The organism is Bacillus sp. G16, assembly GCF_021282335.1.
Taxonomy (GTDB): domain Bacteria; phylum Bacillota; class Bacilli; order Bacillales; family Bacillaceae; genus Bacillus; species Bacillus inaquosorum.
Genome location: NZ_JAJSOZ010000009.1, coordinates 42,353 through 68,270, shown reverse-complemented (window position 1 = coordinate 68,270; position 25,918 = coordinate 42,353). Strand labels below are relative to the sequence as shown.

General features: G+C 44.7%; 22 protein-coding genes. 6 read left to right on the top strand and 16 right to left on the bottom strand.

Translation table 11 applies throughout. From position 1 onward, the window contains the following. From LWH95_RS13345 to citA, 4 genes are all read right to left on the bottom strand, one after another. Positions 1 to 1,356, bottom strand: a complete 1,356-nt coding sequence (locus LWH95_RS13345; protein WP_060398262.1) for a sodium-dependent transporter — start codon at positions 1,354 to 1,356, stop codon at positions 1 to 3. 120 nt (positions 1,357 to 1,476) lie between these two features. After that, entirely contained in the window at positions 1,477 to 2,874 is a 1,398-nt protein-coding gene (gene bcaP / locus LWH95_RS13340; RefSeq protein WP_003239563.1) for a branched-chain amino acid transporter BcaP, read from the bottom strand. A 255-nt stretch (positions 2,875 to 3,129) separates the two neighbouring features. Then, positions 3,130 to 3,999, bottom strand: coding sequence for an SDR family oxidoreductase (locus LWH95_RS13335; RefSeq protein ID WP_232919750.1), 870 nt, complete (start codon positions 3,997 to 3,999; stop codon positions 3,130 to 3,132). A gap of 73 nt (positions 4,000 to 4,072) precedes the next feature. Continuing rightward, positions 4,073 to 5,173 carry a citrate synthase CitA gene (gene citA / locus LWH95_RS13330; protein ID WP_133488118.1) on the bottom strand — a complete coding sequence of 367 codons (1,101 nt, stop codon included), beginning with the start codon at positions 5,171 to 5,173 and terminating at the stop codon, positions 4,073 to 4,075. Positions 5,174 to 5,281: 108 nt separating this feature from the next. Here citA and citR point away from each other — a divergent pair, with 108 nt between their 5' ends. Next, positions 5,282 to 6,157, top strand: coding sequence for a transcriptional regulator CitR (citR, locus tag LWH95_RS13325; protein ID WP_003239568.1), 876 nt, complete (start codon positions 5,282 to 5,284; stop codon positions 6,155 to 6,157). Between the two features lie 70 nt (positions 6,158 to 6,227). Here the strand turns inward: citR and LWH95_RS13320 are convergent, their stop codons facing one another. Then, positions 6,228 to 7,238 carry a C40 family peptidase gene (locus LWH95_RS13320; RefSeq protein WP_003239569.1) on the bottom strand — a complete coding sequence of 337 codons (1,011 nt, stop codon included), beginning with the start codon at positions 7,236 to 7,238 and terminating at the stop codon, positions 6,228 to 6,230. Positions 7,239 to 7,780: 542 nt separating this feature from the next. Between LWH95_RS13320 and phoA the strand changes: the two genes are divergently transcribed. Next, entirely contained in the window at positions 7,781 to 9,157 is a 1,377-nt protein-coding gene (phoA, locus tag LWH95_RS13315; RefSeq protein WP_232919749.1) for an alkaline phosphatase PhoA, read from the top strand. 34 nt (positions 9,158 to 9,191) lie between these two features. Here the strand turns inward: phoA and spoVR are convergent, their stop codons facing one another. Then, positions 9,192 to 10,598 carry a stage V sporulation protein SpoVR gene (gene spoVR / locus LWH95_RS13310; RefSeq protein ID WP_003239572.1) on the bottom strand — a complete coding sequence of 469 codons (1,407 nt, stop codon included), beginning with the start codon at positions 10,596 to 10,598 and terminating at the stop codon, positions 9,192 to 9,194. A gap of 165 nt (positions 10,599 to 10,763) precedes the next feature. Here spoVR and LWH95_RS13305 point away from each other — a divergent pair, with 165 nt between their 5' ends. From LWH95_RS13305 to LWH95_RS13295, 3 genes are all read left to right on the top strand, one after another. Beyond that, positions 10,764 to 12,290: a mechanosensitive ion channel gene (locus LWH95_RS13305; RefSeq protein ID WP_442860843.1), complete on the top strand. Its 1,527-nt coding sequence runs from the start codon at positions 10,764 to 10,766 to the stop codon at positions 12,288 to 12,290. A 113-nt stretch (positions 12,291 to 12,403) separates the two neighbouring features. Next, complete coding sequence (gene nsrR / locus LWH95_RS13300) at positions 12,404 to 12,844, top strand: nitric oxide-sensing transcriptional repressor NsrR (RefSeq protein WP_003239574.1); 441 nt, start codon at positions 12,404 to 12,406, stop codon at positions 12,842 to 12,844. A gap of 152 nt (positions 12,845 to 12,996) precedes the next feature. Next, positions 12,997 to 14,439, top strand: coding sequence for a C40 family peptidase (locus LWH95_RS13295; protein ID WP_148982706.1), 1,443 nt, complete (start codon positions 12,997 to 12,999; stop codon positions 14,437 to 14,439). Between the two features lie 41 nt (positions 14,440 to 14,480). Here the strand turns inward: LWH95_RS13295 and LWH95_RS13290 are convergent, their stop codons facing one another. After that, on the bottom strand, positions 14,481 to 14,804 hold the full coding sequence (locus tag LWH95_RS13290) for a YqzG/YhdC family protein (protein WP_148982708.1): 324 nt from the start codon (positions 14,802 to 14,804) through the stop codon (positions 14,481 to 14,483). Between the two features lie 200 nt (positions 14,805 to 15,004). On the opposite strand from LWH95_RS13290, the gene LWH95_RS13285 reads away from it, so the two are divergent. Next, entirely contained in the window at positions 15,005 to 15,247 is a 243-nt protein-coding gene (locus LWH95_RS13285; RefSeq protein WP_003224139.1) for a YhdB family protein, read from the top strand. Positions 15,248 to 15,261: 14 nt separating this feature from the next. On the opposite strand, the gene LWH95_RS13280 is transcribed toward LWH95_RS13285, so the two are convergent. The 9 genes from LWH95_RS13280 to LWH95_RS13240 form a co-directional block, all read right to left on the bottom strand. Next, on the bottom strand, positions 15,262 to 15,786 hold the full coding sequence (locus LWH95_RS13280) for an NADPH-dependent FMN reductase (RefSeq protein WP_003239579.1): 525 nt from the start codon (positions 15,784 to 15,786) through the stop codon (positions 15,262 to 15,264). Beyond that, positions 15,783 to 16,430 carry a response regulator gene (locus LWH95_RS13275; protein WP_232919748.1) on the bottom strand — a complete coding sequence of 216 codons (648 nt, stop codon included), beginning with the start codon at positions 16,428 to 16,430 and terminating at the stop codon, positions 15,783 to 15,785. The genes LWH95_RS13280 and LWH95_RS13275 overlap by 4 nt, the downstream gene beginning before the upstream one ends. Continuing rightward, positions 16,427 to 17,569: a GAF domain-containing sensor histidine kinase gene (locus tag LWH95_RS13270; RefSeq protein WP_232919747.1), complete on the bottom strand. Its 1,143-nt coding sequence runs from the start codon at positions 17,567 to 17,569 to the stop codon at positions 16,427 to 16,429. Before LWH95_RS13270 ends, LWH95_RS13275 begins: the two co-directional genes overlap by 4 nt. 149 nt (positions 17,570 to 17,718) lie before the next feature. Next, the gene (gene pgcA, locus LWH95_RS13265; protein WP_232919746.1) at positions 17,719 to 19,464 is read right to left on the bottom strand and encodes a phospho-sugar mutase; all 1,746 of its coding nucleotides are present in this window, start codon (positions 19,462 to 19,464) and stop codon (positions 17,719 to 17,721) included. A 131-nt stretch (positions 19,465 to 19,595) separates the two neighbouring features. Then, on the bottom strand, positions 19,596 to 21,263 hold the full coding sequence (gene glpD, locus LWH95_RS13260) for a glycerol-3-phosphate dehydrogenase (RefSeq protein WP_080030844.1): 1,668 nt from the start codon (positions 21,261 to 21,263) through the stop codon (positions 19,596 to 19,598). A 141-nt stretch (positions 21,264 to 21,404) separates the two neighbouring features. Next, positions 21,405 to 22,895, bottom strand: coding sequence for a glycerol kinase GlpK (gene glpK, locus LWH95_RS13255; RefSeq protein ID WP_232919745.1), 1,491 nt, complete (start codon positions 22,893 to 22,895; stop codon positions 21,405 to 21,407). Positions 22,896 to 22,913: 18 nt separating this feature from the next. Beyond that, positions 22,914 to 23,738, bottom strand: coding sequence for a glycerol uptake facilitator protein GlpF (gene glpF, locus LWH95_RS13250; protein ID WP_003239586.1), 825 nt, complete (start codon positions 23,736 to 23,738; stop codon positions 22,914 to 22,916). 178 nt (positions 23,739 to 23,916) lie between these two features. Further along, complete coding sequence (gene glpP / locus LWH95_RS13245) at positions 23,917 to 24,492, bottom strand: glycerol uptake operon antiterminator GlpP (protein ID WP_003239587.1); 576 nt, start codon at positions 24,490 to 24,492, stop codon at positions 23,917 to 23,919. Positions 24,493 to 24,522: 30 nt separating this feature from the next. After that, positions 24,523 to 25,875: an aspartate aminotransferase family protein gene (locus LWH95_RS13240; protein ID WP_232919791.1), complete on the bottom strand. Its 1,353-nt coding sequence runs from the start codon at positions 25,873 to 25,875 to the stop codon at positions 24,523 to 24,525. Positions 25,876 to 25,918: the final 43 nt, after the last annotated feature.

Here is a 25,918-nt window from a genome sequence, read left to right as displayed (position 1 = left end):
TTAAAATGATAAAATACCGATTAAATTTAAGAATACAATAATAATTGCCAACGGCACGATAAAACGAAGCAAATAAAACCATGTATAAAAGAATGCTTTACTTGCATTTGATCCGTTTCTCATTTCTGCCAAGAGCTCTTGTTTCGGAATTTTCAGCGGGATAAAAAGAGAAATTAACAGAGCGCCTAATGGCATCAAAACATTGCTGACGGTAAAATCGGCAATATCAAAAAACGTTTTACCAAACATGTGTACATCGCTCAATACACCATAAGACAAGCAACAAGGGATTCCGACCAAGAAGATCAAAAGCCCGCTCGTCCATGACAGTTTTATTCTCTTCTTTTCGTCCCCTTTTCCGATCGTAGCCACAATAATTTCAACCATCGAAAAAGCGGAGGTTAAGGCTGCAAATAAAAACGCAACGAGAAAGCCGATAAAAAACAAGGTGCCGAACGGAAGCTGTTCAAAAACAGCCGGAAGCACTGTAAACAGCAATGTCGGACCTTCATTTGGCTGAAACCCGAATGAGAAAACCGCCGGAAAAATGGCCAAGCCCGCCAAGAGAGTCACAATGATATTCATCACGACAATGGAGGCTGCCGAGCGTGGGACGTTTTGTGTTTTCGGCAAGTAGGAGCTGTAAGTCACCATCACCGAAACCCCCAGTGTTAACGTAAAGAAGGCTTGTCCCAGCGCGAATAATATGGATTCCGGAGTCAGATCGCCGAAATGAGGCACAAGCAAAAATTTTACGCCTTCCATCGCACCATTAAGTGTGAGAGACCGAAGAACGAGCAGAATAAACAGTAAAAACAAAATCGGCATCATCACCGCACTGACTCGTTCAATCCCTTTTTGAACACCCCTGGCGACTACTATAACAGTCAACACCATAAAAACAAGCTGAGCCGCGAGTGTCTGCATAGGATTTTGAATAATAGAAGCAAAAAGAGCGCCATACTGTGCTTGGGTAAGCCCTGACAGTGATCCTGACGCTGTTTTCACTATATATAGCAAAATCCATCCTCCGATTACACTGTAGAACGACAGCACTAAGAAACATGCGGCCACGCCGATCCATCCTGTAAGAAACCAAGCTGTTCTCGGCGCTTCTTTTTTATATGCATCAATGGCATTCGTCTGGTTCCGTCTTCCAAAAATAAATTCTCCCACTAAAAGCGGATAGCCCAAGAGAATGGTAAATAACACAAAGATAAGAAAAAAGGCGCCTCCTCCATTGGTCCCCGCTACATAAGGGAACTTCCATATCGCGCCTAAGCCGATAGCCGAGCCGGCGGCTGCCATGACGAAACCGATTTTCGAAGCCCATTGGACTGGTTTTTGCTCAGACAATAAACGTCACTTCCTTTCCAGCCTATATTATCTCTTATTTTTGTCTTCATTTCTATAGATTCATTTGCCAAGAACATAAAAGAGAGAGCGGCCTGTATGGCCGCTCTCTTAATCACAAGATTATTGATTTAATTTTGAATGCTTTCTTGAATACAGGAAATAGATTGCCAAGCCGATTAACAGCCACACAAGGAAGCGGACAATCGTCACCCATCCAAGATTTAAAATTAAGAACAGGCAGAACAGAATCGCCAGGCCTGGGATAACCGGAACCCCTGGGCATTTAAAGGCTCTCGGAAGATCCGGCTGTTTCTTTCTCAAAACAATAACTGCCACAGAAATCAGCACAAACGCTGACAGCGTTCCGATGTTTACCAGTTTTGCAAGTTCATCCAGCGGAACAAGTGAGCCTAGAAGCGCCGACATCGTTCCGAAAAACCAAGTGGCTACATAAGGTGTTTTGTGCTTTGGATGCACCTTAGAAAGTGAACCCGGCACCAGTCCATCACGCGACATGGCAAACATGACGCGTGTCTGTCCATAAAGCATCACAAGCATAACTGTTGTCATTCCCAAAACGGCGCCAATATCAATGATGCCTGCCACCCAGTTTTGCCCGGCGCTTTGAAGGACGAGAGAAACCGGATGATCCACACCCGCAAACTGGGCAAACGGGATAACCCCTGTCATGATCGCTGATACGGTGACATATAAAACCGTGCAAACCAATAATGAGAAAATAATGCCTTTAGGCAGATCCTTCGCAGGATTTTTTGTCTCTTCCGCAGCAGAGGATACAGCGTCAAATCCGATAAAAGCAAAGAATACGAGCGCCGCTGCGCTGAATACGCCGCCAAAGCCCATCGGCATAAACGGCTGCCAGTTATGCGGCTTCACGTAAACGGCTGCCACCGCGATAAACAGCAGAACGACAAGCACTTTCAAGATAACCATGATGTTGTTGACTCTTTTTGATTCTTTGATCCCTAAATAAAGCAAAAACGTTATCGCCATCACAATCACGAATGCAGGCAGATTAAAAATGGTAAATGTACCTTTTACCGCCCCAGGTGCCGCTGTTAAAGCAACCGGAAGATGAATGCCGAGCCCTGATAAAAACGATTGGAAATAACCAGACCAGCCGACTGACACCGCGCTTACCGCCAGCATGTACTCTAAAATTAAATCCCACCCGATAATGAAGGCCATAAGCTCTCCCAAAGTCGCATAAGTGAATGTGTACACCGAACCAGAAACAGGCACACTTGAAGCAAATTCTGCGTAAGACAGGGCAGCGAATAAACAAGCCAGCGCCGCTACAACAAATGAAACGGTTAGTCCGGGACCAGCCGTGACTGCACCTGTTCCCGTCAGTACAAAAATCCCTGTGCCAATAATGGCTCCTATTCCAAGCAATGTTAAGTCGAATGCCCCTAATTCTCTTTTTAAAGATTTTTCACCGCTCGTCGCAGCGAGTAAATCCTGAATGCTTTTCTTCCTAAATACGCTCCCTTTCATTCCCCTTCAACTCCTAGACTAATTATCTATTTTTATATATTTTATTTGAATTTTCTGAATTCATGAGTGACAATGGTCATTTTTCTTTTTTTCTACTCTATTTGTACCGGTGGCGAATCATTCCTTTCTCCTACTCAATATTATATATAAAATCACAAAAATGAAAACAAAATTTTTGGAAAAATCGACAAATTTTTTATTTTGAAATATCTTGCCACGCAAAAAAACCAGCAATCATGCTGGTTTTTCGTTTCATTATGTTGAAATAAAACGGCCGCCATTTACGTGGATGGTCTGACCTGTCATATAGGAAGATTCATCAGACGCCAGCAGGACATAGGCGCCTGCATGCTCAACCGGCTGTCCCGGTCTTCCCATTGGGGTATCCAAGCCATGCTGTTTCACTTTTTCCTCCGGGAATGTCGCCGGAATAAGCGGTGTCCAAATTGGGCCGGGCGCCACCGCATTCACTCTGATGCCTTTATCCGCAAGGGACATCGCCATGGACCGCGTAAAGGAGACAATCGCACCCTTTGTGCTGGAATAATCAATTAACATCGTATCGCCTTCATAAGCGGTAATCGATGTCGTATTAATAATGGCACTCCCCTCTTTAAGGTGAGGCAAAGCTTTCTTCGTCATATGAAACATGGAAAAAATGTTTGTGCGAAATGTTTTTTCCAGCTGTTCTGTTGAAATATTGAGAATGCTGTCCTGCGGATGCTGTTCAGCAGCGTTGTTCACCAAGATATCGAGTTTACCAAAATGGTCCACTGTTTGCTGCACAGCTTGTTCACAATGGTTCTCGTCCCTGACATCTCCCGGGATAAGCAGGCAGCGGACATGTTCCTTTTCGATCCGTTTACGCGTTTCCTCTGCGTCAGAATGCTCATCTAAGTAAAGAATGGAGATATCGGCCCCTTCTTTAGCAAACGCAATCGCTGCCGTCCTCCCTATTCCGCTGTCGCCCCCAGTAATGATCGCGACTTTTCCTTTCAGTTTTCCGCTTCCTTGATAATCCTCGTCCTCTGACAGAGGCAGCGGATTCATTTGTGACTCAATGCCCGGCTGTCTGTCCTGATGCTGCGGCTCTTGCCCTTCTGTTTGTCTGTCCATTGGGTTCATATTCTTCACTCCTAGACATGTGGTTGATACTGAACGTTACCACGCTATAGAAGCGAATAAACAGCAAAATATGTTATGAAAGAACTTCTTCAGGAATGGCACCTGTATATTTCGCTGACGGGCGGAAAATCATGTTGTTTTCTGCCTGTTCCAGCACATGGGCGCACCACCCTACCATTCGGCTTGCTGAAAAGGTCGGTGTGAACAATTCATCGTCAAAATCAATCGCCTTCATCACAGCAGCCGCATAAAATTCAACATTTGTATATAGCTTGCGTCCCGGTTTGTAGATTTCAAGCAAACGAATCGCTTCTGCTTCTACGTGCAGTGCAAGATCAAGGTCGCGGTCATTGCCGGCCACCTCTTCTGCTTTCTGTCTCAGAGCTTCTGCCCGCGGGTCCTTCGTCTTGTACACCCTATGGCCGAACCCCATCAGGCGCTCTCCTTTCTCGAGTTTTTTTGTCAGATAAGCTTCAGCATTTTCTTTTTCTCCAATGTCTTCAAGCATTTTGGTCACCGCAGAAGGAGCGCCTCCGTGCAGCGGGCCTTTCATCGTGCCGAGAGCAGCAGTGACAGCTGACACTAAATCACTCTCTGTAGATAATGTGACACGTGCAGAAAAAGTGGAGGCGTTCATGCCGTGCTCCATGGCCAGAATCATATATGTTTCAAGCGCTTTCTTTTTTGCCTCTGAAGGCTGTTCACCTGTGAGCATGTAATAGTAGTTTTCGACATGTCCGTACTGGGAAGATGGCGCAATTGCTTTTTCATCTCGCGTCCATCGTTTTCTGTACGCAATGATGGAAGGCGTGATTGCAATCAGCCGAATTGCTTCTTCTGTTTTCGGATGAAACGTGTACGCATTTTCCCCCAATGCTGAAACAACCGTTCTCAGCACCGACATATCGTCCATGTTGTTTGGCAGTGACTGAATCAAGCGCTCTATGTGTTCCGGCAAATGCCGCTCCGCAGCAAGCTTCTCTTCAAATGTCTGCAATTCTTCAGATGACGGCAGTTTCCCAAATAAAATTAAATAAGCCGCTTCTTCAAAGCTGTGATTCAGGGCGATGTCTTTTGCATGATGCCCTCTGTAAATCAGGCGGCCTTTTTCGCCATCAATATGGCTGATAGATGTTTCCACACATGTAATTCCCTTTAATCCGTAATGTACCAATTGTATTCCCCCTATCCTTTTCTGTTATTATAGTAAATATAATATTTAAAAAATATTGAATATTTTAAAGGGAATTAATTAAAATTATTAATCAGAGGGAGAAGAGAAATGGATTTTAAATGGCTACACACCTTTGTGACCGCTGCGAAATATGAAAACTTCCGAAAAACAGCGGAAACGCTTTTTTTATCTCAGCCTACTGTGACCGTGCATATTAAGCAATTAGAAAAAGAAATCAGCTGCAAGCTGTTCGAGCGCAAAGGCAGGAAGATCCAGCTGACTGATGAAGGCAGGGCTTATTTGCCGTATGCACTCAGGCTTCTTGATGATTACGAAAACAGCATGGCAGAGCTTCACAGAGTGAGACAAGGCTACTGTCAAACCTTACAGCTCGCAGTTTCTCCGCTTATCGCAGATACTGTGCTTCCATCTGTCATGAAGCGGTACACAGCAATGAATACAGAAACTGAAATGGCAGTAACGATTTTTGAATCGGCAGAAATCGCGTCACTGATTAAAGCCGGGGAAGCAGATATCGGACTGAGCTGTTTAAAGGTGCAGTCTTCCTCTTTAACCTGCCACTGCTTATATAAAGACCCTGTTGTCCTTGTTGCCCCGCCCGATCAGCGTTTCATGGCAGACAAAGAAATTGATGCCAAAGAGGTGCTCGAGCAATACCTGCTTTTGACCCACAATCATCCTGATTACTGGGACGACTTGCTCCGTCAAGTCAGAGTGACATTTCCATTTGTGAGAACAATGAAAGTCACACAAACACATATAACGAAACGGTTTATCAAGGAAGGACTCGGGGTTTCATTTCTACCCTTATCTACGGTAAAGCGTGAGTTGGCAGAGAAACAGATGATCAAAATCCCTTATCAATCTGTACAGCTGCCCTATGCCGGCGCTTACGCAATCGCCCTTTATGAAAATAAGAAAGAAAAAAAATTCTTGGATTTTTTATCACATTTTCATTTTTAGATGCAACCAAAACGGATGAGCTCCGTCTAATGAAAAAAACCCGTTCCAATGAACGGGTTTCCTTCTAAAATTAGAATCTTTTCGCACCGAGGTAACGAGGCTTCCAGTAGCTGTTGTTCAGGCTGCTGATTTGTACGCCGTCAGATCCTGCATGAATGAAACTGTTGTTTCCAACGTAAATCCCCATGTGAGAAGGGCCGGATTTATATGTTGTGAAGAAGACGAAATCACCGACAGACGGGTTGGCAATGCTCTTCATAGAACTCCAGTAGCCCGCAGTGCTTGTTCTGCCCACACTTGTTTGTTTATTCAGTACGTACCAGATGAACCCGCTGCAGTCAAAGCCGGAAGTCGTCGTTCCGCCCCATTTGTATGGCGTTCCGACTAACGCTTTTGCATCAGAAACCAGCTTGCTCACATTAAGTGATGTAGATGACGTTTTGCTGCTTGAAGATGATGAAGTGCTGGAAGAAACATTTTTTGATCCTGTGCTTGAGCTTGTTCCTTTCACTTTCAACACTTGGCCGGCATAGATTAAATCTGATTTTAAGCCGTTTAAGCTTTTTAATTTGCTAACTGTTGTGCCATATTTGCTCGCAATTTTAGAAAGGCTGTCTCCGCTCTTTACTTTATATGTAGAAGTTGAAGACGATGACACCTTAGATGAGCTGGAGCTGCTTGAACTTGTTGAACCTTTCAGTTTCAGGACTTGTCCAATGCGGAGCAAATCTGATTTTAAGCCATTCAGTTTTTTCAGTTCACTGACTGTCATGCCGTATTTGTTCGAAATTTTCCAAAGGCTGTCCCCGCTCTTTACTTTGTATGTAGAAGAAGATGAAGAACTGCTGCTTTTTGAACTTGTAGATTTGCCGTTAATCGATAAAGTCTGCCCTGCGTAAATGATGTCTGAACGAAGGTGGTTCTCTGATTTAATTTTACTGATCGTTGTGTCGTATTTTCTTGAAAGTTCCCATAACGTGTCGCCTTTTTTCACCTTGATGCTTTGTGCAGATGCCGCTCCTGCAAATAATGTCGATCCTAAAACTACTGCTGTTGTGGCTGTAATGATTTGCTTTTTCATATTTTCCTCCCCAAATATTTATATCTATATATATTGATCTCTTTTTTTAAATTAATCTTATTGTTTTCTATTATAAGGATAGATTCCCAATAGAAATAGACTTGACTTCATGTGACAAATTTCTTAATTATTCGTTCTAAAAAAAAGTTTGTAAGGGTATTAAATATTTCATTTTCGTTTCAAAGGTGACAAAAAACGAGTCCTTTTGTCATGTGATTTGGGAGGTTTTTCAACTTAAAGGAAATAAATGAAAAACTTTCGGGGTCTACACACATATTGGAAGAATGAGTGATAAAGAGTATTCGGGGAAAGCTGCGGAGAACCGCAGTTTTTTTATTTAAACAAACATATCATGCAAGGACAGAGAGGTAAAGATTTTTCTGGAAAAATGAATGCTTTGAACCAAATAAGACAAAATAACGAAACGACGTTTTTCATTTCAGTTACAATGCTTTACTTAATGTTTACACGGTCAACAGCCGCATTTAACAAAATTCCCCTAACATAATATACAGAATACATTAAAGGAGGCCTGCAAAAAAATGAGTCTGTTTCAAAACTTGAAATCAAAACTTGTGCCCATCGCAGCTGTTTCCGTGCTTACAGCCGGCATATTCGCCGGTGCAGAACTGCAGCAGACCGAAAAAGCAAGCGCCAAAAAACAAAACAAAGACGAGATCAGAAATGTCATTGTGATGATTGGTGACGGCATGGGAGCATCGTACATAAACGCCTACCGTTCCATGAAAAATAACGGTGAAACACCGAATAACCCGAAGTTAACTGAATTTGACCGGAACCTGACAGGCATGATGATGACGCACCCGGATGACCCTGACTATAATATTACGGACTCAGCTGCAGCCGGAACTGCATTGGCGACAGGCATTAAGACATATAACAATGCAATTGGCGTCGATCAAAGCGGAAAAAAAGTAAAATCTGTGCTCGAAGAAGCCAAACAGCAAGGCAAATCGACCGGTCTTGTCGCAACGTCTGAAATAAATCACGCCACCCCTGCCGCATATGGCGCCCACAACGAATCTCGGAAAAACATGGACCAAATCGCCAACAGCTATATGGATGACAAAATAAAAGGCAAACAAAAAATAGACGTTTTGCTTGGCGGCGGAAAATCGTATTTTAACCGTAAGGACAGAAATTTAACGAAGGAATTCAAACAAGCAGGCTACAGCTATGTGACAACAAAACAAGCGCTGAAGAAGAATAAAGATCAGCAGGTGCTTGGGCTTTTCGCAGACGGAGGGCTTGCTAAAGCGCTGGACCGTGACAGCAAAACACCTTCTCTCAAAGACATGACGGTTTCAGCCATTGACCGTCTGAACCAAAATAAAAAAGGATTTTTCTTAATGGTCGAAGGCAGCCAAATCGACTGGGCGGCCCATGACAATGATACAGTAGGAGCCATGAGCGAGGTTAAAGATTTTGAACAGGCCTATAAAGCCGCGATTGACTTTGCGAAAAAAGATAAACACACGCTTGTCATTGCAGCTGCTGACCATACAACCGGCGGATTTACCATTGGCGCAAACGGCGAAAAGAATTGGCACGCGGAGCCGATTCTCGCCGCCAAAAAAACACCTGAATTTATGGCAAAGAAAATCAATGAGGGCAAACCGGCAAAAGATGTGCTCGCCCGCTATACTGACCTTGACTTCACAACTGAAGAAATCAAAAGCGTTGAAACAGCAGCCCAGGCTGACAAGGACAAAGGCGCCTATAAAGCCATCATCAAGATCCTGAACACACGGTCTAACAGCGGCTGGACGAGTACCGATCATACGGGCGAAGAAGTGCCGGTATACGCGTACGGTCCAGGAAAAGAGAAATTCCGCGGACTGATTAACAATACCGACCAGGCAAAAATTATCTTTAAGATTTTGAAAACAGGAAAATAAAAAAAGAGGATGCAGAACGCTGCATCCTCTTTTTTTAAAGGTACCTGCGGTGAACACCTTTTCCGTCATACGAAAACACGACTTCCTTATCCTCAAGCACAGACTCGATGTGCACGCTTCTCCCCCAAAGCTGAAATAAATAAGGGAGCACCTTCTCCAAATATTTCAAATCCAGCTCTATGCCCTCATACCAATGCTTAATATAGAGCTCGTTATTTTTCATATAATCGCCGTCGTTTACTGTCAAATACGGAAACCCGCCGTTTACCCGCATGCTCACGAGCTGGTCGCGCACCGACTCCCACTCTTTATCGACGATTTTATAATCTCTGCCCTGCTTTTGAAATAAATAAAGATCCTCCCGCATGACTAAGTCTTTTGTTAAATAATTGCGGATGAAAGAGATATCGGATTCAATTTCCCTGACCTCAAACATTTTCTCCCGGCCCGAGTCAGGCTTTACGCCTATTTTCTTCATTTCCTCAGTCGGGTTGTTGTACCGCTCCTCAATGTCTTCAAAAATTTTCAGTCCTAAATAATAAGGGTTGATACCCGTTTTGGACGGCTGGACGACACCTGCATTCAGCTTGGCAAACTCTATCGCTTCATCAGAAGTTAAATCAAGCTCACGTATAATTCGCTGGTGCCAATAGGAAGCCCAGCCCTCATTCATAATCTTTGTTTCCAGTTGAGGCCAGAAATAAAGCATTTCCTCTCTCATCATCGTTAAAATATCACGCTGCCACGGCTCTAGATCCCGGGAATGCTCCTCGATAAAAAGCAGAATATCTTTTTCCGGCCGCGGCGGGAAAGGTTTTTTTGATTTTTTCACTTGTTTTTTCGGTTTCTTTTCATCTAAAGACCATAAATCATCGTAAGGCGTCGCTGCCTCTTCAAGCTCCTCTTCCTCATCATCCACACTCCATAGGAGCTTCGGACGGACCAAAGACGGATCGATATGCTCCTGAATCGATAGGATCGCGTCTAAAAAAGCCTCGACTTCCTTTATCCCGTGAACCTGTTCATAGTGTTTAATCCGCTCGGCCGTTGCCGCCATGCTTTCCACCATATCGCGCTTCGTGTTTTGGAAGCGGCAGTTGTTTTTGAAGAAATCACAATGGGCGAGAACGTGAGCAACAATCAATTTATTTTGGATCAGTGAGTTGCTGTCCAGCAAAAAAGCGTAGCATGGATCTGAGTTAATGACCAGCTCATAAATCTTGCTTAATCCAAGATCATAATGCAGCTTCATTTTGTGAAACTGCTTGCCGAAGCTCCAGTGGCTGAATCTTGTCGGCATCCCGTACGCGCCGAATGTATAAATAATTTCAGCCGGGCAGATTTCATATCTCATCGGGTAGAAATCAAGGCCGAATCCCTTTGCAATTTCGGTAATTTCCTCAATTGCCCGCTGTAATCCCTTCTTCTCCTCCGCGTTCAACCGAATCCCCCCTACTTGGACTTATCTATAATGTATGAGCCCGCCTGACAAAAGATGATAGCCGCACTTGGGCAAGAAAAAAATTCGCCCCGCACATTCAGCTGTTTGCCGATTGTGTCAGTGGGTAAAAACACATCATATTACGAAAAAAAGGAGCGATACCAATTGAATGTAGCAGACATGCTTTCTTCTTATCTCAGTAAGCTGCCAAACTTAATCATTGCCTTACTCGTCTTATTAATCGGATGGGCTATCGCTAAAATCATTGAAAAAACGGTATACAAAGGGCTCAGAAATACAAAAATCGACGACAAGCTCTTTGCTGGAAAAAAGCCATCACGCTATTCCTCGGAAAAAGTCATAAGCAAGGTCGTTTATTTTATTGCATTGATTATCGTCTTTATTTTATTCTTTAACATTTTGCACCTGACAACAGTGGCATCACCGTTTGTCAGCATGCTTTCCGCAATTACAGCGGCTATCCCGAGCGTGCTGAAGGCCGGACTCCTCCTGCTGTTAGGATGGGCTGCAGCCTCTGTATTGAGCTTCCTTGTCAAAAAAATCGGGATGAAGCTGAGCACGAGTGACAAGGTGCGCAAGTGGAATTTGGTGTCTGAAGGGAAAGATATTCATCAGGCAGTCAATGCCGCTTCACAAATTGTCTTTTACCTTGTGCTGCTCGTTTTCCTCCCAGGGGTCTTATCTTCTTTGAAAATCAGCGGCATTTCAGGCCCGTTTACAAATATGATGGAAAGCGTACTCGCTTTTCTGCCGAAATTATTTGCTGCGGCGCTTATCGTTTTAATCGGCTGGCTTGTTGCCCGTCTTGTACGTGACATCATTACGAATTTCCTTGCAAGCATCGGCACGGAAAGATTCGCTGCCCGTATGGGTTTATCTATTTATTTAAAAGATACAAGCCTTTCTGCAGTCATCGGAACAATCGCTTATGTGCTGATTTTAATACCGGTTGTCATTTCTGCGCTTGACCAGCTTGATGTCGCCGGCATTTCGAAACCGGCTGTCTCTATGCTGAATACCATTTTAAACATGCTTCCGAATATCATCATTGCCATTGTGCTTATTTTAGCGGGTATGTGGGCAGGAAAATGGGTGAACACCATGGTGTCCGGACTGCTCCATCGTGCAGGCTTTGATTCTGTGTTAGGAAAAATGGGCATGGAAGCAGGAACGCCTGCAAAGCTGTCCCTGTCTCAAATTGTCGGTATGATCGCACAAATTATTGTCATTCTGCTGTTTACAGCTGAGGCGTTGCAAATTGTTCAGCTGCACTTCCTCGTAGAGATTGCGACTGGCATCATCGCGTATCTTCCAAATGTCCTTGTCGCCGTATTCATTCTCGGAATCGGCCTTTACACCGGAGAAATGGTGCGAAAAGTGCTCGCCAGCATCATTAAAGGCCAGGAATTCAAGTCTTTAGCAGCGATTGCTAAATATACGATTATCGCACTTGCTTTCTTTATGGCCTTGGATCAGCTTGGTGTTGCTGACACAATCGTCAATTCCGCGTTCATTATCGTGCTTAGCGGCTTCGCACTCGCTTTCGGTTTATCCTTCGGCCTTGGCGGAAAGGATTTTGCATCACGTTATCTGTCTACATTTGAACGCAAAATGCAAAACACCGAAATCGATAAGAACCGTAAAAACCAAAATCCACCGAATCACATGTAAATAAAAAACGTGCACCTGGCAGGGTGTACGTTTTTTATTGAAAAATTCCTTTTTTTTCATTTTTCGATCGATTATGATAAGATATAGAAAATGTCTTATTATGAGGTCTTATTATGAAGTTAACAAATTATACAGATTATTCGTTAAGAGTGTTGATTTTTCTGGCTGCAGAACGTCCCGGAGAACTTTCAAATATAAAACAGATTGCCGAAACATATTCTATTTCAAAAAATCATCTCATGAAAGTCATATACAGGCTCGGCCAGCTCGGCTACGTAGAAACGATACGCGGACGAGGCGGCGGCATACGTTTAGGCATGGACCCTGAAGACATCAATATCGGTGAGGTTGTCAGAAAAACGGAAGATGATTTTAATATTGTGGAATGTTTTGATGCGAACAAGAATCTCTGCATTATTTCCCCGGTGTGCGGCTTAAAACATGTACTTAATGAAGCGCTTATGGCCTATCTTGCGGTTTTAGACAACTATACGCTGCGCGACCTTGTTAAAAACAAGGAAGATATCATGAAGCTTTTAAGAATGAAGGAATAGAAAATGATTCCTTCTTTTTTTATGTCCTTTTTCCCCCTTTTTGTTAAGATAATATGGCTGTTTTAAAAAAAAGGCAAAACGATGAGACAAATCTGCCGATATAAAAAAGAAACAGCGAATTCAAAATCATTGGGGGAAAAAGGAGAGCTCAGATGAAAAAGAAATTAGCAGCAGGGCTGACAGCATCTGCGATTGTCAGCACAACTTTAGCAGTGGCACCAGCTGAGGCAGCAACGATTAAGGTTAAAAGCGGAGATTCTTTATGGAAACTGGCCCAAAACTACAATACAAGTGTGGCGGCTATCACATCCGCCAACCATCTTTCGACTACTGTTCTGTCGATCGGCCAGACGCTTACCATTCCAGGCAGCAATTCCAGCACTTCATCTACTTCAAGCTCAACAACCAAGAAGAGCGGAAGTTCTGTTTACACAGTGAAAAGCGGAGATTCACTTTGGCTGATCGCAAATGAGTATAAAATGACGGTGCAGGAACTGAAAAAATTAAATGGCCTAAGCAGCGACATGATTCGTGCGGGGCAAAAATTAAAGGTATCCGGTACGGTTTCCTCAAGCTCCAGCTCTAGTACCAGTAAAAAAAGCAGTTCCAATAAGAGCTCAAGCTCTTCATCTTCTACCGGAACATATAAGGTGAAGCTTGGAGATTCGCTTTGGAAAATTGCAAACAAAGTCAATATGTCCGTCGCTGAATTGAAGGTTTTGAACAACTTAAAATCAGACACCATTTATGTGAATCAAGTGTTAAAAACAAAATCAACTGGTTCTAATACGTCTTCCAAAGACACTTCATCTAATTCGAACCAAACTTCAGCAACAACGAAATACACTGTAAAAAGCGGAGATTCACTTTGGAAAATTGCAAACAACTATAACCTGACTGTACAGCAAATCCGAAACAGCAACAATCTGAAATCAGACGTGCTGTACGTCGGACAAGTGCTGAAGCTGACAGGTAAAGCATCTTCAGGCTCTTCTTCATCGTCATCGTCTTCTTCGTCAAATGCAAGCTCCGGCACGACGACTACATACACGGTGAAAAGCGGCGATTCCTTGTGGGTGATTGCTCAAAAGTTTAATGTAACAGCTCAGCAGATTCGGGAGAAAAACAATTTAAAAACGGATGTCTTGCAGGTTGGCCAAAAGCTGGTCATTACCGGAAAAGCCTCATCTTCATCCTCTGCTTCATCCGGGTCATCAAGCACTACCAGCTCTTCAAGCGCGAAAATCAACACTATGATTGCCGCCGCTAAAGAGCAGCTTGGGGTTCCATATCGCTGGGGAGGCACGACACCCGCCGGATTTGACTGCAGCGGTTTCATTTACTATGCATTGAACAAAGTCACATCCGTATCAAGATTAACGGCAGCCGGATATTGGAACACAATGAAATCTGTCAGCCAGCCTGCTGTCGGAGACTTTGTTTTCTTTACAACATATAAAGCAGGCCCTTCCCACGTCGGAATTTATCTTGGAAACGGGGAGTTCATTAATGCCAATGATTCCGGAGTTGTCATTTCCAGTATGAACAACTCTTACTGGAAACAGCGCTATCTCGGTGCAAAACGATATTTCTAAAAACAGAAACTGTATGGCCTCAGGGCTGTACAGTTTTTTGCTTAGAGCCTAAAGACGTTGATGCTGATCATATGTTTTGTCAACGGATGAAAATAGACTTCGGCCCGAACAGAAAAGGTGGCGTCATTCTGTTTGACCGTCACCCGAAAGACATCTTTCGTCTGCTCATCATTCACCTCGGTCCGTCCCATATAAGCGTAATCAGAAAACGAAGCCCCCTTATATTCATCCTGAATTTTGCTCCAGGCGAGCTTTTCCCACTTTTGAACGGACTCGTTTGTGTCCGTTGAATGCCCTTTTGCAGCCATTGACACGATGATTAATCCGCAAAAAAGAAGCGCAATGGTATACGGCAGAGATTTCATGTTTTCAGTCTCCTGTACCCAGTTTATGTTCTCTCATAGGATTTCCAAAAGCGATGGCTTCATTCAGGCATTTTGATTTTATGTCTCCCTCATATTGCTACCCCTGTACTGCCGCAGACGCCAAGTTTTGCCCCGTCAATAACATAGGATGCGGCATAAACTAATCATGAACTTCTCACACAAGAAAGGAGAAGCGATTCATGGATTATGCCGATTACGATAAAGCGCTGTATTACACTCACCGTTCTCAATGGGATAATTTATTGATTTTAATGGTGCGTACAGAGGATGATTTGTTATCAAAACGAATCGAGCATTTTTTGCATGCGTATCATTTTGAACAGGATTACGCCGTTCTTGAAAAGATGCTGTATTCCCTTCTCCGTTATATTGATCATGCCACAGAACTGACTTACGAAGATCAATTAGCCTTGCTCACATAAACAAATCCCGGCGTTCAGACGCCGGGATTTCCTGCTTTTGCGAACAGGCTGAGTTCTTCGACAAGCTCTTTCAAGCCGGCCTTTATATTTTCCGTCACTGCAGCATTTTCAACATCAATGTGCACCGGATCAAGCACGAGCTGCTTCGGAATGACATTGGCGTAGACACCCCGCATGACCGTTCTCATATTGTTCAGCGCGTTGATGCCGCCTTTTCCGCCTCCCGCCACTGCCAATAACGCAACGGGCTTATATTTGAATTGTTCGCTGCTTAGAAAATCCAGCGCATTTTTTAAAGCGCCGCTCATGCCGCTGTGATACTCAGGAGATAATAAGATAATCGCATCCGCTTTAGTGACGCGCTGCTTAAGCTCCTGTACCTGCAAAAGTTCGGATTGCTCCGCTTCACCATTAAAAATCGGCAATATAAACTCGCTTAGATCAATCAAGTCCGCGTGATACAGCGCTGAAATATAGGATGCGGCAATTCTTGTTCTGCCATGTTTTCTGGGCGTACCGTTTATGACTAACATGTTCATTTCGTGATCTCTCCATTCAGGTTATATTTCACTGCGAAAAGCGCGGCTTGCGTTCGGTCGGCCACATCAAGCTTTGCTAAAAGATTCGACACATGGGTTTTCACTGTTTTTTCTGAAATAAACAAGGCTGCCGCGATTTCTTTATTGCTTTTGCCATTGGCAATTTCGTTCAGAACGTCCTTTTCCCTTCGTGTTAATTGATAAAATTTTTCTTTTTCCGGATCGTGCTGATTTCTCATATGTGTCAAAACATGGGGCATAATAGCTGAAGAAAGCTTGTATTCGCCGGCATGCACTTGTCTTAGTGTTTTTACCAATTCCTCTGGCTCCGTATCCTTTAATTGATACGCCTTCGCCCCCGCCTGCAGCGCCGGGATGACGTGCTCTTGATCGGAATAGCTCGTCAGCACAATGATATTAATGCCCGGAAATTGCTGTACTGCTTTTTTTATGGCTTTAATGCCGTCCATCTCGGGCATAGACAGATCCATCAGCACAAGATCAGGCTTTGTCTCTTCAATGACACGGAGAGCTTCTGTTCCGGTTGCGGCCTCGCCGGCAACTTCAATATCACCCTGAGTGGCGAAGAAAAAACGAAGCCCCTTTCTGACAACATGGTGATCATCCGCAATTACAATTTTCATTGCACTGTCCTTCCTTTCTGATTGGTTAGCGGAAGCCTGACGGACAGCTTTGTCCCCGCACCAAGCTCTGACTCAATCACAAACGCCGCGCCGGCTTTTACTGCCCGTTCTTTCATACCCTTGATGCCAAGTGAAGGCACCCCGTCATGCGCTTCATAGCGAAACCCTGCCCCATGATCGATGATATCCAGCTCCGCATGGTACGAAGAAGTAGTCAGGCTGACATACGCCGTATCAGTACCGGCATGCTTTTTGCAGTTATTTAAAGCTTCCTGTACTATACGCCACAGCATATGCTCCTGCTCATCAGTAAGAACAAGACAGCCTTTTTGTGTAAAAATGACATTTAATCCGATGAGCGCGCCATAACTTTTAATGGCTTCAGACAACCCTTTTTCCAATCCTCCGGGACGAAGCTGCCAAATTAATGCTTTCATTTCTGCGAGCGCGTCCTGTGATAGGTTTTGAATGAAATCAATCATCTGCTGCAAATTCTCATCTTTTGTTAGTGTCTTTGCCGCTCTGGCTGTTAAACTGACGGAAAACAGCATTTGATTGACGGAATCGTGAAGCTCCTGAGCGAGGCGGTTGCGCTCCATTAAAAGAGCATTTTTTTGTTTATATTCTGAAAGCTTCATGCGCTGGATTGCCGTTCCGATCTGAAAGGCGACAGACTCAAGTAAATGCAGCTCTTCCTCATCAAACATGGTTTTTCCGGCTGCCGCTACATTTAACAATCCGAATCTCCTGTCCCCGTCTTCTAAAGGCACAGTTGCATGATGCGTAATCCCTTCAGTGTCAAAACAATGCAGTTCCTCGGCTGATTCTATGCGTTTGCAGTTCATTATATTAGCGGCCCTTCTCAGCCCTCCGTTATTGAATTTCGTCAGGCAGTAGCACTCCCCTTCGCACATCAGCACTTTTTCCTTGCGGCTTAAAGCCGGGGGCAGATAAGCGTCGGCCGCTAACGTATAGGAGCCGTCTTCTTCGATCAAAAAAATCCATCCGGATTGAAGGTTCGTCAGACTCAGCAATTCTTTTAAAACCTCATCCAGTGTTGCTTTGACATCGTGCCCTTGATTTAAGGTTTCCGCAATCGTTTTCAGCGTTTTTAATTTTTCCATCCTCGTATTGCTCATGTTTCTCACTCCGGCATTGGTCTTGTTATTTAAGATTATACCAGTTTTTTGTATTTCGTTACTTCGCTTGAGGGATGATTTTCTTTCAGACTTTTGGATGAGAAAAGAAAAAAGCCGGATCATTTACAATGATCCAGCTTATGCTTGAACTATTTAGCTGTAGCCTCTACAATGTCGTCTACAGCCTTCATTACATCGTCAGAAAGCGCGGCAAGACGCTTTTCACTGTCTTCTAAAGAGGTTCCTTTTACAGCGAAGTAGAATTTGACCTTCGGCTCAGTTCCGGAAGGGCGGAGGCAGAACCAAGACCCGTCTTCCAGGAAGTATTTCAGTACATTTGATTTTGGCAGATCGATCGCTTCTTCTTTGTTTTCCGTCAGAAGCGTCCGTTTGCTTACAGCATAATCTTCGGCTGTGACAACCTGTTTGCCGGCCATTTTTTGCGGCGGATTTTGTCTGAAGGAAGCCAAAATCGCTTCAATCTGTTCTGCTCCCTGTTTTCCTTTCAGCGTCAAGGATTTCAGCCCTTCACGATAAAAACCGTATTCGTTGAAGAGATTGATGAGCGCTTCATACAATGACATTCCTTGTTTTTTATAGAACGCGCAAACTTCAACTGCCAAGAGCGCTGCCTGAATGGCGTCCTTGTCGCGGGCAAAATCCCCGATTAAGTAACCGTAGCTCTCTTCATAACCGAATTGGAAGGTATACTGGCCTGATGCCTCGTATTCCTTAATCTTTTCACCGATAAACTTAAAGCCTGTCAGCGTATCAATCGTATCAAGGCCGAATGAAGAAGCGACAGCACGCCCGATTTCACTTGTGACGATTGTTTTAAGCACAACACCATTGTCAGGCAGGATGCCTTGCTTTTTCTTTTCAGAAAGCAGGTAATGAAGCAGCAGCGCACCGGTTTGGTTTCCTGTCAGCACTGTATATTTGCCTTGATCGTTTTTCACCGCAATGCCGAGGCGGTCAGCGTCAGGGTCTGTTGCGATGAGAATATCTGCGTTCTGCTCCTCCCCTAGCTTAATGGCATATTCGAATGCCGCATGCTCTTCCGGGTTTGGAGAGCTAACAGTAGAGAAGTCTGAATCCGGCAGCTCCTGTTCTTTGACAACCGTTACATTTTTGTAGCCGAGTGCTTCAAGACCGCGTCTAACCGGTTTATTTGCAGTTCCATGCAGCGGTGTGAAAACAACGTTTACTTCTACTTCTCCGGATAACTCAGGATGAACAGAAATGGACGTCAGTTTTTCTGTATAGACTTTATCAATGTCTTCACCGATGATCTTGATTAAGCCTTTTTCTTTCAACGCTTTTTCATCGTCGACTGTGATCGTCAGCTCATTTTCAATTGCATTTACCTGATCAATGACGATGTCCGCTTCCTTTGGAGGCAGCTGTCCGCCGTCATCTCCGTATACTTTGTAGCCGTTATATTCAGGCGGATTATGGCTTGCCGTCACCACAATTCCCCCATAGGCGTTCAGCTGTCTGACAGCGAATGACAGCTCCGGCGTCGGGCGAAGCTCATCAAATACGTATGTTTGGATTCCTTGTGTAGCAAGTGTTTTTGCCGCTTCCATCGCAAACTCCGGCGATTTATGGCGGGAATCATAAGCAATGACAACGCCCCGTTTTTGCGCTTCCTCACCTTGCTGCAAGATATATGCCGCAAACCCGGCTGATGCTTTGCGCACAGTGTAAATATTCATGCGATTCGTCCCGGCGCCGATTTCTCCGCGCATTCCGCCAGTACCGAATTCAAGGTTTTTATAGAAGCAGTCCTCAAGAGCCTGTTCATTCCCCTCTAATTCAGCGAGACGCTCTTTTAGTTCCGGATCTAAATTTTCTGTCTGTTTCCACCGTTCATAGCTCTTTCTCCAAGTCATATTCGTCCTCCTATGTATCAGCTTATGCCATTATTTTATATGAAGCGAGTGCCTCTGTCACTTGATAACCTGAGATCTGGCACTTTCGGCACGTAAAAGAAATAACGGGCTGACAGGCAGCCCGTTATGATTTATTGTTCGAGCGGCACAACCGCATCGTGTAAAAGCTTGTTGAGGTTTTCTGTATGTTTGTTTTTCGTCTGCTCATCCCATTGGAATCGCTCGCTCATAAAATCAATAACGGCATCTTTATATGTTCTTACCCAATTGATATCAAAAAATAAACGTCCCGTTCTGCGGACAAAGAAGTCAGCAGGTGTTGCGGCCAGCTCTTCTTCTATACTGTATTCTGTCTCAGCAAGAATATGAACCGGAACGTGGCGTTTCGCCGCCTCGTCCTTCAGTCCTTCCACGCGGTTAAATACATGCTCTACGTTAGAGCCGTATCTGATCGCCAGCTGTTTTGCGTCTTTTTCTGATAAACCGGCTGCGATTCCTTCTTTCGTTTTCGCCGTAACGAATGACATGAGATTTTTAGAACCGCCGACGTGTCCTCCTGAGATTGGCATGTTTTTCGTTTTACATGGCCCGAAATCCTTTTCGCCTTCTTCTTTTAAGCGATCACGCACAAGATCGACGATGTGCTCCGCCATTTTTCTGTATCCGGTCAGTTTTCCGCCGGCGATGGTGATCAAGCCTGAGTCAGATGTCCAAATCTCGTCTTTCCGTGAAATTTCAGAAGGGTCTTTGCCTTCTTCATGAATCAGCGGACGCAGCCCCGCCCAGCTGGATTCGATATCGTTCGCAGTGATATTCAGTTCCGGGAACATATAATTGATTGAATTGATGACGTAATCACGATCCGCCGTTGTCATTCGTGGATGCTCCAGCGCCTCTTTGTAAACGGTGTCTGTTGTCCCCACGTATGTTTTGCCTTCACGTGGAATCGCAAATACCATACGGCCGTCAGGTGTATCGAAATATACCGCCTGTTTCAGCGGGAAGACAGACTGGTCAAACACAAGGTGAACGCCTTTTGTATGCTGCAAATGCTTTCCGTTTTTCGAATGGTCTTTTTCTCTGAGCTGATCGACCCAAGGGCCTGTCGCATTGACAATTTTTTTCGCATACACTTTATATTCTTTCTTTGTCAGCACATCTTCAATTAATACGCCGACTGCTTTGCCTTTTTCGTAAAGGAGCTCTTTCACTTTGGAATAATTCACAGGCTCTGCTCCGAATTTCACCGCTTCCTTCATGACTTCGATTGTCAGTCTCGCATCGTCAGTGCGGTATTCCACATAGTATCCGCCGCCTTTTAAGCCGTCTTTTTTCACCAATGGCTCCTTTTGCAGCGTTTCTTTTGCTGAAAGCATGCTTCTTCGTTCTGACTTTTTCACGCCTGCCAGGAAGTCATAAACTCTTAACCCGATAGATGTTGTAAACGAACCGAATGTGCCTCCTTTGTGAAACGGAAGCAGCATCCATTCCGGCGTGGTGACGTGCGGGCCGTTTTCATAAACAATCGCCCGTTCTTTCCCTACCTCAGCGACCATTTTCACTTCAAATTGTTTTAAATAGCGCAAGCCGCCATGAACCAGCTTCGTTGATCGGCTTGATGTTCCCGCCGCGAAATCCTGCATTTCGCTGAGCGCAACCTTCATTCCCCTTGATGCCGCGTCAAGAGCTGTTCCCGCTCCTGTAATTCCTCCTCCGATAATAAATAGATCATATGTTTTTTTCGTCATGTCTGTCAGCATGCGATCTCTTTCAAGACTTGAAAATTGATGTTTCATTATTGCTCCTCCTTGTTGTCACGGTGTGTAAATAGAAAAAGAGACCACAACAGCCAAAGTGCATGCTTACACTTTGGTGCTGTGGTCTCTCCTCATCTCAGGACCGTTCTTATTAACTTGTAATCAGTATATCATACTCTCAGTTCATTTAAAAGCCATAGCTGCTTTAACGGCTTTTTGCCAGCCTGTATACAGCTCATTTCGTTTTTCTTCTTCTAATTCAGGTTCAAACCGTTTATCCAGATTCCACTGGTTCGCGATTTCAGAACGGTCCTTCCAGAATCCCACAGCAATACCTGCCAAATAAGCTGCGCCAAGCGCAGTTGTTTCATTAATTTCCGGCCGCTCCACAGGAACATTCAGAAGATCTCCCTGGAACTGCATCAGGAAATTATTTTTCACGGCACCCCCGTCTACACGAAGCGTCTTTAATTGAATGTTTGAATCAGCTTCCATTGCGTCAAGCACATCTTTTGTCTGGTAAGCCAAAGACTCCAATGTCGCACGGATAAAATGTTCTTTTGTTGTGCCTCTTGTCAGGCCGAAAACCGAACCGCGCACGTCGCTGTCCCAGTATGGCGTTCCCAAGCCGACAAATGCGGGAACAACATATACGCCGTCAGTTGAATCCACTTTCTCTGCGTAAGTTTCGCTTAGCGAAGAATCCTGGAACATTCTCAATCCATCTCTGAGCCATTGGATGGCAGAGCCTGCGACAAAAATACTGCCTTCTAAAGCATATTCAACTTTTCCATCAATGCCCCATGCAATTGTCGTTAAAAGCCCGTGTTCGGACTTAATTGCTTTTTCCCCGGTATTCATCAGCATGAAACATCCTGTGCCGTACGTGTTTTTCCCCATGCCTTCTTCAAAGCACGCCTGGCCGAACAGCGCGGACTGCTGGTCGCCTGCCGCTCCCGCAATCGGAATATTTTTGCCGAAGAAGTGATAATCAACAGTTTCAGCATACACCTGGGAGGATGGTTTCACCTCAGGAAGCATTGATTTCGGTACATCTAAAATGTCGAGAAGCTCATCGTCCCATTTCAAATCGTAAATATTAAACATCAGCGTTCTGGAGGCATTGGAGTAATCAGTCACATGCGCTTTTCCTCCGGACATTTTCCAGATGAGCCATGTATCAATCGTTCCAAACAGTAGCTCGCCTTTTTCCGCTTTTCCTCGCGCGCCTTCCACATTATCTAAAATCCACTTCACCTTCGTACCGGAGAAATACGGATCGATTAAAAGCCCCGTTTTTTCTCTGAATAGATCATTATATCCTTTTTCACGAAGCTCCTCACAAATACCCGACGTCTGTCTGGACTGCCAAACGATCGCATTATAGACAGGGTTTCCTGTGTCCTTATCCCACACAACTGCCGTCTCACGCTGGTTCGTGATACCGATGCCGGCAATTTGCGAAGCACTGATCCCCGATTCAGAAATGACTGTTGCAATAACAGCGAGAACAGAGCCCCAAATTTCATTCGCATTATGCTCAACCCAGCCTGGGTGCGGGAAGTATTGTGTAAATTCCTTTTGAGCAGAGTGAACGATTTTGCCTTCTTTATTAAACAGAATCGCTCTTGAACTTGTCGTCCCCTGATCTAAGGATAAAATGTACGTTTCCATAAGATGTCTCCCCTTTGATTAAATATATTTTGAATTTGATAATGTTTTAGCTGAATGTGATTTCGTATAAACATAGAGTCCTAACAATACCACAACCAATATAACGCTTACAATCCAGAAACTGCTTGTGATGTGCCCTTTAAATGCAGCGTTGTAAAATACGCCGCCGAATGATCCGCCTAAAATCGGGCCGACTACCGGAACCCACGCGTATTTCCAATTTGATGAGCCTTTCCCCGGAATCGGAAGAAAAGCGTGGGCAATCCGCGGGCCTAAGTCACGGGCCGGATTAATCGCATAGCCGGTGGTGCCTCCAAGAGAGATACCGATCGCCACAATGAGGAAACCGACGATTAAAGGATTAAGCCCTTCTGTAAATTGATTTGCCCCAATAGCCAGGATTCCAAGCACAAGGACAAAAGTCCCAATCACTTCACTTAAAACGTTTGCAAATGTATGCGGAATGCTGGGGCCTGTTGAGAAAACCCCCAGCTTGGCAGCGGGATCATCCGTTGACTTCCAATGCGGAAGGTAATGCAAATAGATAATCACCGCACCGATGATCGCTCCGATCATTTGCGCCGCAATATAAACGGGAACCTCTTCCCACGGAAAATCTCCAACAAATGCAAGCGCTATCGTTAGCGCCGGATTCAAGTGTGCTCCGCTTATGCCGCCAACTGCATAAGCCGCCATGGCAACACCCAATCCCCACCCAAATACAACAACAATCCAGCCAGACTGGAATGAAAGCGATTTCTTTAAATTGACACCTGCACAAACCCCTGCTCCAAAAATGATCAGCAGCATCGTACCGATGACTTCTCCCCAAAATGCTGTCATAGCACATTCCTCCTAGAGTCACGATTAAGAAGTATGATAGAGAAGAAGAGAAGAAAAAAACCACAACAAACCGCTTTACGGGTGCATAGACATTTACCGTAAAGAGCTGCTGTGGTCTCCGAGTTCTCCATCACAATGTATTAACCTAGTGCAATTGTATCAGTGGATGAAAGCGGTGTCAATCACTTTCTGTCAAAAAGTTTTCATATTTCTTCCATAATTTGGTATTAGATGTAGTGACAGCAACAGCTCCCGCTTTCAAGGCCTGTTCTACATCCTCTTCCGTACGGATGAAACCGCCAGCAAAGATAGGAATCCCTGTTTTCTCTTTTATTTCTCGAATGAGTGACGGGACGATGCCGGGCAGCACTTCAATGAAGTCAGGCTTATGCTTGCCGACAAACTCCATGCTTTTCTCCATCGCACTTGTATCGAGCAGAAACAGGCGCTGGATCGCATAAATTTTCTTCTGCTTCGCTTTGGCAATCACGTTCGATCTTGTTGAAATAATCCCAGCGGGCTTGATGTCCTGGCAAATAAACTCAGCTCCGTATTCATCGTGCTTGATCCCTTGGATGAGATCGACGTGCACCATCATGTTCTTTCCGTGCTTTTGCGCCTCTCTGATCACACCCTTCAGCTGGCCGAGATGAATATCAAGAATAACGCCGTAGGAAAATGAACTGTTCAAAAACTCATCAAATTGCTTCATATTTCGAATAGCCGGTAAAATAGGCTGATTGTGAAAACTCATCGTGTGCTCCTTTAACAAATCACTTTTATATTAAATCGTCTGAAAGCTATCTTTCACCGTTTTCACGATAAAGGAAAGGTCCTCTTCTGTCAGGCAAAATGGCGGCGCAAGCTGGATGACGTTGTTGTAGCCGGCGACTGTATCGCCGTTTTTGCCGATGATCAGCCCTTTTTCTTTGCACGCCGAAACCACTTGGTTTACTTTGTCGGCATCAGCCGGCTCTTTTGTCCATTTATCTTTGACGAGCTCGATTCCGATCAGCAGCCCTTTTCCTCTAACATCTCCGACTGCCGGGTGTTCTCTTAAGGCCTGAAGCTCACCTAAAAGCTTTGCTCCAAGGTCGCGGGATCGCTGAATCAGCTGTTCGTCCTCCATAATTTGCAGGTTTTTCAACGCCAATGCACAGGCAGCCGGGCTTCCGCCGAATGTGTTCACGTGGCGAAAACGGTCATAAGGCGCTTCACCCTGATACGCTTCGAAAATATCCCGTTTCACAGCAGTCGCTGACAACGGCAGATACGCACTCGTGATTCCCTTTGCCATCGTAATAATATCCGGCTTCACGCCGTAATGCATAAATCCGAACGGCTCGCCTGTCCGTCCAAACCCGCAGATGACTTCATCGCAAATCAAAAGAGCTCCGTGGCGGCGGCAAATGTCCTCCACCTTCTTCATATATCCGTCCGGCGGCATTAAGATGCCTCCGCCTGTAATGATAGGCTCCATGATGACCCCGGCAATTGTTTCGCTTAATTCCCATGTCATGATGCGGTCAATTTCATTTGCGCTTTCAAGCGTATCAGCATCCTCAGGATTCCGGTATACATCTGGCGGGGCTGCATGCAGAAATCCCTGGCTTAAAGGCTCATATTTATATTTCCGCTGCGCCTGTCCGGTTGCTGAGAGCGCTCCCAATGTGTTGCCGTGATATGCCCGATATCTTGAGATGAATTTATAACGGCTATGGTCACCGTTTTGCAGATGGTACTGGCGGGCAATCTTAAAAGCAGTTTCGTTAGCTTCCGATCCGCTGTTGGAAAAAAAGATCACATAATCGCCGCCAAGCCATTCATTCAGCTTTTCTGCCAGCTGAATTGCCGGTGCGTGGCTTTGCGTTAACGGGTAATAAGGCAGCTCCTTTAATTGCTCATAGGCAGCCTCTGCAAGCTCCTTCCTGCCGTAACCAATATTAACACACCATAAACCGGACATCGCATCCAAATAGCGGCGTCCGTCTATGTCAGTCACCCAGGCCCCTTCAGCCTTTTGGGCAATCAGGCTGTCCGCTTGATGCGCTCCCTTCATGGCATGCCACACAAATTGCTCATCTTTTTGCTTTAATCCCTGATTTTGCTGAATGTTTTCCATCCCCATCATCTCCATTTCTTTAGCGTTCACTAAAGTGCCAATTCAATTGAAACAGACC